The organism is Streptomyces sp. 3330, from assembly GCF_031456635.1.
In the GTDB taxonomy this organism is placed as follows: domain Bacteria; phylum Actinomycetota; class Actinomycetes; order Streptomycetales; family Streptomycetaceae; genus Streptomyces.
The window spans coordinates 1-13,427 of sequence record NZ_JAVDVA010000009.1 but is presented as its reverse complement, the minus strand read 5'-3'; the positions used below and the strand labels follow the sequence as shown (position 1 = coordinate 13,427).

Here is a 13,427-nt window from a genome sequence, read left to right as displayed (position 1 = left end):
GAAGGACGGCTTCCGATTCTTCTCTCGAAGCTCTCGCAGCCCTCACGCTCCTCCCGTCCCGGATGTCACGCGTCTCCCTCGACCCTCGAACGTACGCCATGGCGCGGACGTGCCCCCTTTGCGGTGTTTCCCCCGTACGGGGCACAAGATCCCCTCGGCGCCGCCCGATGGCGGAAGCTGTCAGATGTGACCTTCCGCGCGCTCGCCGCCGTCCCACCGCGCCCGCTTCATGTCGAGGCGGGGCAGATGCCCCTGGGCGGCCCTGCTCGCCTGCTTCAGAGGCGTGCCCTCGACGCGGTAGTGGTCCAGCGCCCGCAGCTCGTGGCCCGGGAGCAGCGCCCCGTCGGCGCGGACGACACGCCACCACGGGACGGCGCCGCCGTAGAGGGCCATCACACGGCCCACCTGTCTCGGCCCGCCCTCCTCCAGCCACTCCGCGACGTCCCCGTACGTCATGACCCGCCCGGGCGGGATCAGCTCCGCGACCTCGAGGACCCGCTCGGCGTACTCCGGCAGCGCGTCCGTGTACTCCGGGCGGGCGTCGTCCGGAGGGCTCTGCTCGCTCATCCGCCCCATCCTGCCCCACGGCACCGACAATGCGACGGGCCCGCGACCCTGTGTGACCCTCGCTCCCGGGCGGCGCTTCAGGCAGACTGTGCGCCCCCGCGTTTGCACCCTGATGCCCCCGTGTGTCGGTGGGGCATGCCACCATCGTGCGGGCGGTGACACCGGTGATACGAGATCAAGAAGAGACGATGAAGCAGCAGGGCGTGCATCCTGAGGGCGCGGAAAGCACCTCTGACGCCTCGCCGCGCCCGGACATCACCGGCGAGGTACGGGAAGAGGTGCACATCGACGAGGTCGAGGGCGACGAGCCGCTGCTCCCCGCGCGCGTGCACCGCCCTTCCGACCTGATGCGGCTGCTGGTGGGCGTGCTCGCCGTGGCCCTGCTCCTCGGCATCGCCGCCTTCGCACACGGGACGACCTCGGGTCTCGAACAGGACATCAACAAGGGCACCGGACAGGCGCCCGATCTCCTCATCAAGATCGCGGGTCTGGCGTCCAGCATCGCGATCCTGCTGGTCCCGGTCGCCTTCGCGATCGAGCGGCTGATCAAACGCGACGGTCTGCGCATCGCCGACGGAGTCCTCGCGGCCGTTCTCGCGCACGGTGTGACCCTCGCCACCGACCTGTGGGTCGCGAAGGCCGCCCCGGGTTCGATCCAGGAGGCGCTCACCCAGCCCTCCCCCGGTGACATCCACGCCCTCACCGATCCCGTGCACGGCTATCTCGCGCCGGTCATCGCCTATATGACGGCCGTCGGCATGTCCCGTCGGCCGCGCTGGCGCTCAGTGCTGTGGATCGTGCTGCTCCTCGACGCCTTCTCGATGCTCGTCACCGGCTACACGACACCGTTCTCGATCATCCTCACGGTGCTGATCGGCTGGACGGTCGCGTACGGGACGCTGTACGCGGTCGGCTCCCCGAACGTGCGCCCCACGGGACGGACGCTGATGGCGGGCCTGCGGCACGTCGGCTTCCGGCCGGTGAGCGCGGCCCGCGAGGAAGGGCCGGACGCGGCGGAGAGCGACCGGGGCAGACGCTACTTCGTCACCCTGGAGGACGGTCCACCGCTCGACGTCACGGTCGTCGACCGGGAACAGCAGGCCCAGGGGTTCTTCTACCGGGCGTGGCGCAATCTGACCCTGCGCGGCTTCGCCACCCGCAGCAGCCTCCAGTCGCTGCGCCAGGCGCTGGAGCAGGAGGCGCTGCTCGCCTACGCGGCCATCGCGGCCGGCGCCAACGCGCCGAAGCTGATCGCCACCTCCGAGCTCGGCCCCGACGCGGTCATGCTCGTCTACGAGCACACCGGCGGCCGCACCCTCGACTCGCTGGCGGACGACGAGATCACCGACGACCTGCTGCGCAACACCTGGCACCAGGTGCAGGCGCTCCAGTCGCGGCGCATCGCGCACCGCAGGCTCGCGGGCGACGCCATTCTGGTGGATCGTTCCGGCACCGTGATCCTCACCGATCTGCGCGGCGGCGAGATCGCGGCCGGCGACCTCCTGCTGCGCATGGACGTCGCCCAGCTGGTGACGACGCTCGGCCTGCTCGTGGGCGCCGAACGGGCGGTGGCCTCCGCGGTGGGCGTGCTCGGACCCGACGCCGTCGCGGACTGTCTGCCGATGCTCCAGCCCATCGCGCTGACCCGCTCCACGCGCGCGACGCTGCGCCGCCTGGCACGCGAGCGTGCGCAGCGCGAGCGGGAGGCGGTCCTGGAGGCCTCGCAGCAGGCCAAGCAGGCCCGGCTGGAGGCGGCGGGGCACGACGACGCCTCACCCGTCGTCCTGGAGAAGCCCGACAAGAAGGCCGTGCGCGCGGAGGCGCGGGCCGAGAAGCGGGCCATCGACGACGCGCTGGAGGAGGCCCGCGAGGAGGATCTGCTGACCCAGATCCGGCACGAGGTGCTGCTGATCCGCCCCCAGGCGCCGGTCGAGCCGGCCCGGCTGGAGCGGGTGCGGCCCCGCACCCTGATGAGTTTCATCGCCGGCGCCATCGGCGCCTACTTCCTGCTGACGCAGCTCACCCACATCGAGTTCGGTCCGCTCATCGCCAACGCCGAGTGGGGCTGGGTCGCCGCCGCCGTGCTGTTCTCCGCCGTGAGCTACGTCGCCGCGGCGATGAGCCTGCTGGGGTTCGTGCCGGAGCGGGTGCCCTTCCCGCGGACCGTGGCCGCGCAGGTCGCCGGGTCGTTCGTGAAGATCGTGGCCCCGGCCGCGGTCGGCGGGGTCGCCCTCAACACCCGCTTCCTCCAGCGCGCGGGAGTGCGGCCCGGTCTCGCGGTGGCCAGCGTCGGCGCCTCGCAGCTGTTCGGGCTCGGCTGCCACATCCTGATGCTGCTGTCGTTCGGCTATCTCACCGGCACCGAGAAGACACCGTCGCTGTCGCCGTCCCGCACCGTCATCGCGGGTCTGCTCACCGTGGCGGTGCTCGTGCTCGTGGTGACCTCGGTGCCGTTCCTGCGCAAATTCGTCGTCACGCGCGTGCGATCGCTCTTCGCCGGAGTCGTGCCGCGCATGCTGGACGTGCTTCAGCGGCCGCAGAAACTGGTCACCGGCATCGGCGGCATGCTCCTGCTGACCGCCTGCTTCGTGATGTGCCTGGACGCGTCGATCCGCGCGTTCGGCGACGAGTCGACCTCGCTCAGCATCGCCAGCGTCGCCGTCGTCTTCCTCGCCGGCAACGCGCTCGGCTCCGCCGCCCCGACACCGGGCGGAGTCGGCGCCGTCGAGGCGACCCTGACGGTCGGTCTGATCGCCGTGGGCCTGCCCAAGGAGGTCGCCGCCCCCGCGGTGCTGCTCTTCCGTCTGCTGACGCTGTGGCTGCCGGTGCTGCCGGGCTGGCTGGCCTTCAACCACCTGACCCGCAAGGGCGCCCTCTAGAAAGGGCGCGGCGCCCGTACCTCGTACGGCCCGCGCCCCGCGCGCGGGTCCGGGCGCCGCCGCAGGATGGGATCATGCCGAACCCCTCCCGCCTGCGCGCCGTCGCCGTGACCGCCACCGCCCTGCTGCTGTCCTGCGTGGTGGCGGGCTGCGGCGACGACGCGCAGGACGAGGACCTGACGGCGCAGAAGCTGAGCTGGAAGGACTGCCCGGCCCCCTCCCGGGCGGAGGGCGGCGGCAGCGCCCCGTCGCCGCTGCCGGACGGCGACGCGTGGCAGTGCGCCACCATGAAGGCGCCCCTCGACTGGGACGACCCCGAGGGCGACACGATCGGCATCGCGCTGATCCGGGCCCGGACGAGCGGCGACGAGAGCGACAGGATCGGCTCCCTGATCTTCAACTTCGGCGGTCCCGGCGGCTCGGGCGTCTCCACCCTGCCCGCCTTCGGCGAGGAGTACACGGCCTTGCGCACCCGCTACGACCTGGTCAGCTTCGACCCGCGCGGGGTCGGCCGCAGTGCCGGTGTGCGCTGCGAGAACGACCAGCGGCTCGACGCGTACTTCCAGCAGGACGGCACACCCGACGACGCGCGCGAACGCACCGCGCTGCTGGACCACACCAAGGACTTCAACGCGGCCTGCGAGAAGAACTCGAAGAAGATGCTGCCGAACGTGCGGACCACGGACGCGGCCCGCGACATGGATCTGATGCGCCAGGTCCTCGGCGACGACCGGCTCTCCTACTTCGGCATCTCGTACGGCACCGAACTGGGCGGTGTGTACGCCCACTTGTTCCCCAGGAACGTGGGACGCGCCGTCTTCGACGCGGTCGTCGACCCGACGCAGACGTCCGAGCAGGGCTCGCTCGGGCAGGCCAAGGGCTTCCAGCTCGCCCTCGACAACTTCGCCGAGGACTGCACGTCCAAGACGCGGGAGTGTCCCGTCGGGGACACCGCGCAGGACGTGAAGAACAGGATCGCACGACTGCTCGACAGCCTGGACAGCAAGCCGATCCCGGGCATCTTCCCGCGCGAACTGACCCAGAGCGCCGCGACCAACGGCATCGCGCAGGCGCTGTACTCGAAGGACTTCTGGGAGTACCTCACCGAGGGCCTGGAACAGGCCTACGCCGGGGACGGCAAGGTCCTGATGCTGCTGTCCGACCTGATGAACGGCCGCAACGAGAACGGCGAGTACAGCAACATCGCGGCCGCCAACATCTCCATCAACTGCGCCGACGACGCGCCCCGCTACTCCCCCGCCTATGTGCAGCGCAGGCTGCCGGAGTTCCGGGCCGCCTCCAGCCTGTTCGGGGACTTCCTGGCCTGGGGCATGGTCAGCTGCACCGACTGGCCCGTCCGCGGCGCGGCCGCCCGTCCCGACGTGAGCGCGCCCGGGTCGGCGCCGATCCTGGTCGTGGGCAACACCGGCGACCCGGCCACGCCGTACGAGGGGGCCCGGAAGATGGCCGCCGCGCTGGGCCGCGGAGTCGGGGTCGAGCTGACGTACAAGGGGCAGGGGCACGGTGCGTACGGCAGCAAGAACGCGTGCGTCCAGACGGCCGTGAACGGCTACCTGCTGAACGGCAAGGTGCCGGCCGCAGGGACCGTCTGCTCCTGAAGCCTCCGCGCATTCCCAGGAAACTCGCAGGTCAAAAGGTTATCCACAGGCCCCGACGCGTGTGCTGCGGGCCGCCTAATATGGCCTGACAGCCGTTCGCCGCCGAGTGCGGACGGCCTGCGAGGGGGGAAGTGCACATGGCGCGATTCGTACGGTGGACGGCGCTGGGGGCCGCCGCCGCGCTGCTGGTTGCGGGATGCAGCAGCGGCGCGTCGGACGGGGACGGGGACGACAAGGGCGGGACGGCCGGCGCGCGGCCCACCGACGCCTCCTCCGGAGCGACCGCCCCGACGGCCGCGCTGCCCGCCTCGCTGACCGGGCAGAAGCTCGACTGGGGGCGCTGCAAGGCCACCGCGGACTCCGCCGCGCCCGGCAGCGACTGGCAGTGCGCGACGCTGAAGGTGCCGCTCGACTGGTCGAAGCCGGACGGCAACACGATCGGCCTCGCCCTGGTGCGCACCGAGTCCCGCGCCGAGGGGAGCAAGCGGGCCGGCTCGCTGCTGTTCAACTTCGGCGGCCCCGGCGGCTCGGGAGTGTCGACGCTCCCCTCCTACGGCTCCGCGTACTCCGCGCTGCGCGATCAGTACGACCTGGTGAGCTGGGACCCGCGCGGGGTCGGCGCCAGCGAGGGCGTCCGCTGTCGCGCCGACAAGGACATCGAGGCCGCCGAATCCCTCGACTCCACCCCGGACACCGCGGCCGAGGAACAGGCGTACTTCACGGACGCCACCGACTTCGGCAAGGGCTGCGAGAAGGCCGCGGGCAAGCTGCTGGCCCATGTGTCGACGACCGACACCGCCCGCGACATGGACCTGATGCGCCAGGTCCTCGGCGACGCGAAGATGCACTACTTCGGCATCTCCTACGGCACCGAGCTGGGCGGTGTGTACGCCCACCTGTTCCCGAAGAACGTGGGGCGGGTGATCCTCGACGCGGTCGTCGACCCGAGCGCCGACTCGGTGGGCCACGCGCAGAACCAGGCCCGCGGCTTCCAGCGGGCGCTCGACGACTACCTCGAGTCGACCGGGCAGGACCCCGCCGAGGGAAGCCGGAAGATCGCGGATCTGCTGGACCGGATCGACACCGACCCGCTGCCCACGTCGGACGGGCGCAAGCTGACGCAGACGCTCGCGGTCACCGGCATCGTCCTGCCGCTGTACAGCAAGCAGGGCTGGCCGAGTCTGACCAGCGCCCTGAAGTCGGCGCAGGCCGGAGACGGCTCCGAACTGCTGACGCTCGCCGACGGCTACAACGAGCGGGACACCTCGGGGCACTACGGCACGACGACCCACTCGCAACGGGTCATATCGTGCCTGGACGACAAGCAGCGGCCGACCGCCGAGGCGACGAAGAAGCTGCTGCCGGAGTTCGAGAAGATCTCGCCCGTGTTCGGGGACTTCCTCGGCTGGGACACGGCCGGCTGGTGCCACGACTGGCCGGTGGCCGGTCAGTACGACACCCCGGAGGTGAGCGCGGCGGGTGCGGCGCCGATCCTGCTGGTCGGCAACACCGGGGACCCGGCGACGCCGTACGAGGGCGCGCGGAAGATGGCGGACGAGCTCGGCAAGGGCGTCGGCGTTCTGCTCACCTGGAAGGGCGAGGGGCACGGTGCGTACGGCAGCGGGAGCGACTGCGTCGACACGGCGGTGGACGCCTACCTGCTGAAGGGGACGGTGCCGAAGGACGGCAAGGTCTGCTCATGACGACGGCGGGGGCTTCGCGCACTCGTGGTACGCGAAGCCCCCGCCGACCGCACCGGGTGCCCCGGGGCGCCAGAGGAACCGCCGGGTCAGTAGACCGGCTTGCTCGGCTCGATCTGGTTGACCCAGCCGATCACGCCGCCGCCGACGTGCACGGCGTCCGAGAAGCCCGCGGACTTCAGCACCGCGAGGACTTCCGCACTGCGGACGCCCGTCTTGCAGTGCAGGACGATCTTCCTGTCCTGCGGCAGCCCCTGCAGGGCGGTGCCCAGCAGGAACTCGTTCTTGGGGATCAGCTTGGCGCCCGGGATGGAGACGATCTCGTACTCGTTCTGCTCGCGGACATCGATGATCTCGATGTTCTCGCCCTCGTCGATCCACTCCTTGAGCTGCTTGGGAGTGATCGTCGAGCCGGCGGCCGCCGCCTGGGCCTCCTCGGAGACGACGCCGCAGAAGGCCTCGTAGTCGATGAGCTCGGTGACGGTCGGGTTCTCGCCGCAGACCGCGCAGTCGGGGTCCTTGCGGACCTTGACCTGGCGGTACTGCATCTCCAGGGCGTCGTAGATCATCAGACGGCCGACGAGCGGCTCGCCGATGCCCGCGAGGAGCTTGATCGCCTCGTTGACCTGGATGGAACCGATGGACGCGCACAGCACGCCCAGCACGCCGCCCTCGGCGCAGGAGGGGACCATGCCCGGCGGCGGGGGCTCCGGGTAAAGGCAGCGGTAGCAGGGACCGTGCTCGGACCAGAACACGGACGCCTGGCCGTCGAAGCGGTAGATCGAACCCCACACGTACGGCTTGTTCAGCAGCACGCACGCGTCGTTGACCAGGTAGCGCGTCGCGAAGTTGTCCGTGCCGTCGACGATCAGGTCGTACTGGCTGAAGATGTCCATCACGTTGTCGGCTTCGAGCCGCTCTTCGTGCAGGACCACGTTCACGTACGGGTTGATGCCGAGGACGGAGTCGCGGGCGGACTCGGCCTTGGAGCGGCCGATGTCGGCCTGGCTGTGGATGATCTGGCGCTGGAGGTTCGACTCGTCGACCTCGTCGAACTCCACGATGCCGAGCGTGCCCACGCCCGCCGCGGCCAGGTACATCAGCGCCGGCGAGCCCAGGCCGCCGGCGCCCACGCAGAGCACCTTGGCGTTCTTCAGCCGCTTCTGCCCGTCCATCCCGACGTCGGGGATGATCAGGTGGCGGGAGTACCTGCGAACCTCGTCTACGGTGAGCTCAGAGGCTGGCTCGACCAGGGGTGGCAGCGACACGGGGACTCCGTTGGTCGGTCGATCACTACGGTTGTTCTCCCCGTAACACTGTCATGGCCTTCTTCATTCCGAGACACCCGTTCCGATCCGCGAGACGAGTTCGTCCCAGTAGCCGGGCAGGGTCTCCCAGGGGCCCGCGAGGCCGCCGCGATCGGTGCCGTCGGTGAACCAGATCGTCGCGGCGCCCTGCCAGCGAGCGATGCGCAGCGCCTCGTCGAGGTGACCGCGCGGCACGCCGTGCACGAGGTGGCAGAAGCGCTCGGGCGGGTGCTCCGCGGTCCACTCGGCCACCTGGGACCAGCGGTAGTCGCTCCAGGGGCCCGCGAAGGTGACCACCTGGTCGGCGTGCTCGGCGTAGCCCGGGTACGGGTGGGTGCCGTGGCCGAGGACGAGGTGGGGCGCGTCGCTGAGGGTGCGGAGTGTCCGGACCGCGCGCCGCAGCCCGGGGAACTCGGCGCGCCCGGCCGGGCACCGGTCCAGGAGGAAGCCGTCGACCTGGTACCAGTCGAGGTGGCGTTGCGCGTCGGAGATCACTTCGGCGAAGGGACGGGCCCCGTGGCGGATGTCGAGGCGCCCGAGGACCCGGATGCCGGCGTTGCGCAGCCGGCCCGCGGCCTCCAGGCAGCGTGGGTCGGGCCGGACGCCTGGGCCGTCGTCGACGTCGAGGACGACCCAGTGCAGGGGCCGGCCGGGGCGGGCGAGTTCACGCCACTCGACCGGCGCGAGCAGGGGGTGCGCGAGGCCGGGTACGCCGAAGCCGGTGCGGACGTCGGTGCTGCCGGCGCTCGCGGTATCCGCCGGGGTTCCGGTCAGATACGACATGCGGCCTCCATCCAGATGTCGGCGAGGGACTCCTCGAGGTTGATGCGGGGCCGCCAGCCGAGCCGGTCGCGGGCGGTGCGCACGTCGGCCTGCTGCCAGCTGCCGCAGCCGTCCGGATACGGGTACGCGACGGGGCCCGCGTGGTCGGACTCGGGGCGGGGGTGGCCGATGGCGGGCCTGAGGTGGCCGCCGGGCGGTCCGTCGAGTTCGTGCAGGGCACCGCCGTATCCGGCCACGCGCGCGAGGATCGCGGCGGCGTCGCGCAGGCGGACGGCGCGGCCCGAGCCGATGTTGATGACGCCCTGCGCGGCGGAGAGCGAGGCCGCGTGCACGGCGCGGGCGACGTCACGGACGTCGATGAAGTCGCGTTGCACGCCGAGGCCGCCGAGTTTGAGCTCCCCGTCGCCGGACTGCATGGCGCGGCGCATGGCCTCCGCGAGCCGGCCCAGCGGGGAACCGGCGGGCGTGCCCGGACCGGCGGGCGAGAAGACCCGGAGCACGACGGCGTCCAGACCGGAGCCGAGGACGAGTTCGGTCGCGGCGAGCTTGCTCACGCCGTACGGGCCGCCGGGGCGGGGCACGGCGTCCTCGGCCGTCGAGGAGCCGGGCTGGCTCGGACCGTACTCGGCGCCGCAGCCGATCTGCACCAGCCGTGCGCCGCAGCCGCTGCGGCGCAGGGCCTCACAGACGGTGGCGACGGCGACGGTGTTGTGCCGGGTGAGTTCGCGGGCGCCGCCCCGGGTGGTGCCCGCGCAGTTGACGACGACCTGGGGGTGGACCGCGTCGAGGAAGCGGGTGAGCGCGCCGGGGCTGCCGGACGCGAGGTCGAAGCGGACGTCGGCGTCGTCACCGCGGCCGAGCGCGGTGAGCTGGACCGCCGGGTCGGCGAGCAGACGGTCGGCGACGAAACGGCCGAGGTAACCGTTGGCTCCGATCAGCAGAACCCTCATCGTGCGGCTCCCGGGGTGTGCGCCGTGGCTGTGGCCGGGACCACGGGGGCTCCGGTCGCCGCGGGTCCTCCGGCTGCTCCGGCGACCACGGGGGCGCCTGTGACCGCGGGTGCCCCGGTATCTCCGGTCGCTCCGGATCGGGAGGTGGTCATCTGGTCTCTCCTTCAAGCGTGTTGCGGTGGGGTGCGGCTGGGGAGGTGAACACGGGCGTCGCGCCGTCGGAGCGCGGCGGGGAGTGCGCCGCGCCCGGCGGCCGGGACACCGACGACGGACGCCGGAACGACAGACGTCCGAGCGGCGGGCGTCCGAGCGGCGGGCGCCGGAGCAGCAAACGTCCGAGCGGCGGGCGTCCGAGGCCGGGGCCTGGGCCCGTACGGAGTGGGCGGGCGCGGGGGTGGGGGCGGATCGGCGTGACCGGCCGGTTCGGCGCGGACGGTGGGTTCCGGACGGCTCTTCCGCTCAGCACGGCTGATCCGTTCGCGCGTGGGCCGAGGCCCGGGTCAGCGTGCGGGTCGCGTGGAAGAGCAGGGTCAGTGCCGCGGCCCCGCAGACGAGGGAGGGGACGCCGGCCGGGCCCCAGGCGGCCACGAGGCTCTCGACGGGGGTGGCCAGGAAGCCGCAACCGGGGAGCCGGCCCGCGAACACCGTGGCCGGGGCGAGCACCTCGGCCGTGCCGACGGCGCCGAGCGCGACCGCCGGGACGTGGGTGAATCCGTACACGGTGAGAAGTCGGGCGAGGAAGAGGAGCGCTCCCAGCGCGAGGGTGTGACCGTAGGCGGCCGGTTCGTCCAAGGCCGCGGCGGCCGACGGGGTCAGCGCGGCCAGGGCGCACAGGAACAGGGCGAACGTGCCGAGCAGCAGCGGCTGCACGGAGGCGGCGAACTCCTCCAGTCCGCGGCTGGCGTCCAGTCGGCGCCGGGCGCGTACGGCGAGGAAACGGGCGCTCCAGGCGGCGGGCGCGCAGGCCAGGGTGAGGGTCAGCAGCGGGGCGGCGGCGAAGGGCCAGGGGCCTGCCGCCGTCCCGTCGGGCAGGCCGTCGGGACCTCCGGCGACGGCGGCGCGCAGCAGGCTGTCGCCGAGGGCCGCGTAGCCGAGGAGCCAGCAGGTCCAGGCGCCCGACCGGTGCGGGCCCGGGTGGGCGCCGCGGTGGGGGCTCAACGGGCCGCGGCGCAGGACCGCGCGCAGGGCGAGGGCGACGGCGAGGACGCCCGCGGCCCCGACGAGCAGACTCGTGCGCCCGTGGGTGAGACGCACGCCGGTCACGGCCGCGGCGCACAGGACGCCCGGCAGGAGCGTGAGCAGGGCCCGGTCCAGGCGGGGCCGCGGGGTCGCCGTGACCGGCACGGGCGGGGGCGGGTCACCGTCGCGGGAGACGCGGGCGTACATCTCCTCCGCGAGGGAGAACACGTCCCGGTGCCGGAAGCGCGCGGCGGTGCGGTCGGTGACCCCGTGGGCCTCCAGGCCCGCCGCGATCTCCAGCGGGTCGACGGCCCGTTCGCACAGGTCACGATGCCGGTGCATCAGTGCCTTCACCGGGTCCACGACGCCTCGGCGGGGGGCGGTCGGCCTGCGGCCCCCGACCTCGGCGTCCGGGTGTGCCTCGAAACTCCCCGGCGCCCCGGCGCCTCCCGGCGCTCCCGGCACCTCGGCGGCTCCCGGTGCTCCCGGCCGGTCCAGTTCCTCGAGCCCGCTCATCGTGCACCCTCCGTCGCAGCGATCGGTGAGGCGTCCCGCGCCGCGTGTCCCGTCGCCCAGGCCGGTCCACGCACGGCGGTGACCTCCGCGTCCGGACCGGCCCAGTGGCCCGGCAGACACGCCTCGGCCGGCACGGCGAACGGACGGGGATCGCCGTCGTCGAAGGCGCATCGCCGCATCGGGGCCCGGGCGACGAGCTCCAGGTAAATGCCGCGAAATGCCGCGATGTTCTGCTCGACCGTGAAGAGTTCCAGGGCCCGGGCGCGGGCGGCCGCGCCCAGGCGCGCACGGCGCTCCGGGTCGCGCAGCAGCGTCACGCACGCCTCCGCGAGAGCCCGCGGATTGCGCGGCGGAACGACCAGTCCCGTGCCGCCGATGACCTCGACCACCGCACCGACGTCGGTCGACACCGTCGCGCGGCCGCAGAACATCGCCTCGACCAGACCGACCGGGAACCCCTCGACGACGCTGGACAGGACGACGACCGCGCCGGCCGTGTAGGCCTCGGCGAGAGTGGGCGCCTCCGGGCCGCCGATCTCCTCGAAGGACACCGGGTTGTCGCCGACGGCGTGCGGTCCGTCCGCCTCGTCGGGGAAGAGCTGCGCGGCCAGCACGCGGCAGTGACCGAGGTAGGCCTGCCCCTCGGCACCGGCCGGAGCGCCGATGATCCGCAGGCGGGTGCGGGGCTCCTCCTTGCGGAGTTCGGCGAAGGCGTGCAGCAGGGAGACCAGGTCCTTCGCCGGTTCCACTCGGCCGACCCAGACCAGGGTGTGCGGATCGGCGGTGTCGAGGGAGTCGCCCGCCTCGGCGAAGCGGGACGCCTCCATGCCCGGGTAGACGGTGCGCAGCTTGGCCCGGTCGGCGCCGCAGCGCTCCTGCCAGCGGCGGGCGTGCGTGTTGCCGGGGGTGACGCAGGCGGCCTGCCGGTACACCTCGGCGGCGAGCCGGCCGTGGAACGCGGCCACCAGGGCGCGTACGGCGGGGGCCGCCTCGGCGGACGGCGCGCTTGCGGAGCCCGCGGCCGAGGGTCCCGGCCCCGAGTTCAGGTAGTGCGTCCGCAGCCGGACCCCGTACTCGGTCACCAGCAGCGGCACGTCGAAGAAGTGCCGCGCGAGCAGCCCCGGCAGGGCCGCCGCGCCGCCGGACGTGGCATGGCACAGGTCCACCGCGCCGAGGCCTTCCCTCCCGTCGCCTGAGCCCTCGTCGCCGTACCAGTCGAGCGAGAGGGGGCGCAGGGCGCGTTCGAGGTGTGCGGCGACGGCGAGCAGCTCGGGTACGCGCGCCTCGCGCGCCGTGCGCAGCGCGCCGGGGGCGCGACAGGCCCGCTCCAGGGTGCGCACGGCGTGCTCCGAGCGGAGTGCCCCCACCAGGCCGCCCTCGTCCTGGGCGAGTTCGGCGAGGCCGTACAGCGCAGTGGCGAAACGGTCCGCCTGAGCGGTCGAAGCGGCTCCCGGGACACCGGCCGGGCCCGGGGGGTCCCCCTCGCACAGCGCGGTCACCAACGCGCCGTAGAACTCCGTGAAGCGCCGGCGCGCGCGCCTGCCGTAGGCGACCCCGTCGTCCTCGGCCGTCCACAGCGGCGCCGTGCGCACCCGGCTGACCTGCGGCGGAAGCTCGACCCAGCCCGCTTCCTCCTGGTGTTCGGCACGGCTGAGCGCGTAGACGTCGAACTCGTGCTGCCCGAGCCCGCGCACGAGCCGGTCGCACCAGAGTCCGGCGTCACCGCTCAGGAACGGATAGCCGCCCTCCGTCAGCAGTCCGATGCGCACGCACACTCCCGATCTCCCGTTTGGGGAGCCGCCGTTGACCCGGCGGCTCGCAGCGGGACGAACGTATGCGGACAAGGTGGTGGTGGGGGGGGGGGGGGGGGCCCCCCCCCCCCCCACCAGGCGATGGGACTGCAGGACGACCACCGCGGGCGGGAGCG

9 protein-coding genes are annotated in these 13,427 nt (G+C 73.0%); 3 read left to right on the top strand and 6 right to left on the bottom strand.

What is annotated here, in order from left to right; all coding sequences use genetic code 11:
• Positions 1–180: 180 nt before the first annotated feature.
• The gene (locus tag J2X68_RS16840) at positions 181–567 is read right to left on the bottom strand and encodes an MGMT family protein (protein WP_310433358.1); all 387 of its coding nucleotides are present in this window, start codon (positions 565–567) and stop codon (positions 181–183) included.
• 188 nt (positions 568–755) lie between these two features.
• On the opposite strand from J2X68_RS16840, the gene J2X68_RS16835 reads away from it, so the two are divergent.
• From J2X68_RS16835 to J2X68_RS16825, 3 genes are all read left to right on the top strand, one after another.
• A complete protein-coding gene (locus tag J2X68_RS16835) occupies positions 756–3,446 on the top strand; it encodes a lysylphosphatidylglycerol synthase domain-containing protein (protein WP_310433357.1) in 2,691 nt (896 codons plus the stop codon).
• A gap of 74 nt (positions 3,447–3,520) precedes the next feature.
• Complete coding sequence (locus tag J2X68_RS16830; protein ID WP_310433356.1) at positions 3,521–5,065, top strand: alpha/beta fold hydrolase; 1,545 nt, start codon at positions 3,521–3,523, stop codon at positions 5,063–5,065.
• A gap of 137 nt (positions 5,066–5,202) precedes the next feature.
• Positions 5,203–6,768, top strand: a complete 1,566-nt coding sequence (locus J2X68_RS16825; protein WP_310433355.1) for an alpha/beta hydrolase — start codon at positions 5,203–5,205, stop codon at positions 6,766–6,768.
• 86 nt (positions 6,769–6,854) lie between these two features.
• On the opposite strand, the gene moeZ is transcribed toward J2X68_RS16825, so the two are convergent.
• The 5 genes from moeZ to J2X68_RS16800 all read right to left on the bottom strand — a co-directional run bounded on the left by moeZ (position 6,855) and on the right by J2X68_RS16800 (position 13,269).
• The gene (moeZ, locus tag J2X68_RS16820; RefSeq protein WP_310433354.1) at positions 6,855–8,033 is read right to left on the bottom strand and encodes an adenylyltransferase/sulfurtransferase MoeZ; all 1,179 of its coding nucleotides are present in this window, start codon (positions 8,031–8,033) and stop codon (positions 6,855–6,857) included.
• 63 nt (positions 8,034–8,096) lie between these two features.
• The gene (locus J2X68_RS16815; RefSeq protein ID WP_310433353.1) at positions 8,097–8,855 is read right to left on the bottom strand and encodes a spherulation-specific family 4 protein; all 759 of its coding nucleotides are present in this window, start codon (positions 8,853–8,855) and stop codon (positions 8,097–8,099) included.
• Entirely contained in the window at positions 8,843–9,805 is a 963-nt protein-coding gene (locus tag J2X68_RS16810) for an NAD-dependent epimerase/dehydratase family protein (RefSeq protein WP_310433352.1), read from the bottom strand. The genes J2X68_RS16815 and J2X68_RS16810 overlap by 13 nt, the downstream gene beginning before the upstream one ends.
• Positions 9,806–10,264: 459 nt before the next feature.
• A complete protein-coding gene (locus tag J2X68_RS16805; protein ID WP_310433351.1) occupies positions 10,265–11,500 on the bottom strand; it encodes a hypothetical protein in 1,236 nt (411 codons plus the stop codon).
• On the bottom strand, positions 11,497–13,269 hold the full coding sequence (locus tag J2X68_RS16800; RefSeq protein WP_310433350.1) for a DUF3492 domain-containing protein: 1,773 nt from the start codon (positions 13,267–13,269) through the stop codon (positions 11,497–11,499). Before J2X68_RS16800 ends, J2X68_RS16805 begins: the two co-directional genes overlap by 4 nt.
• Between the last annotated feature and the right edge of the window lie 158 nt (positions 13,270–13,427).

Coding starts and splice junctions, on each gene's coding strand:
- J2X68_RS16840 (WP_310433358.1), bottom strand. CDS start 567: ATGAGCGAGCAGAGCCCTCCGGACGACGCCCGCCCGGAGTACACGGAC.
- J2X68_RS16835 (WP_310433357.1), top strand. CDS start 756: ATGAAGCAGCAGGGCGTGCATCCTGAGGGCGCGGAAAGCACCTCTGAC.
- J2X68_RS16830 (WP_310433356.1), top strand. CDS start 3,521: ATGCCGAACCCCTCCCGCCTGCGCGCCGTCGCCGTGACCGCCACCGCC.
- J2X68_RS16825 (WP_310433355.1), top strand. CDS start 5,203: ATGGCGCGATTCGTACGGTGGACGGCGCTGGGGGCCGCCGCCGCGCTG.
- J2X68_RS16815 (WP_310433353.1), bottom strand. CDS start 8,855: ATGTCGTATCTGACCGGAACCCCGGCGGATACCGCGAGCGCCGGCAGC.
- J2X68_RS16810 (WP_310433352.1), bottom strand. CDS start 9,805: ATGAGGGTTCTGCTGATCGGAGCCAACGGTTACCTCGGCCGTTTCGTC.
- J2X68_RS16805 (WP_310433351.1), bottom strand. CDS start 11,500: ATGAGCGGGCTCGAGGAACTGGACCGGCCGGGAGCACCGGGAGCCGCC.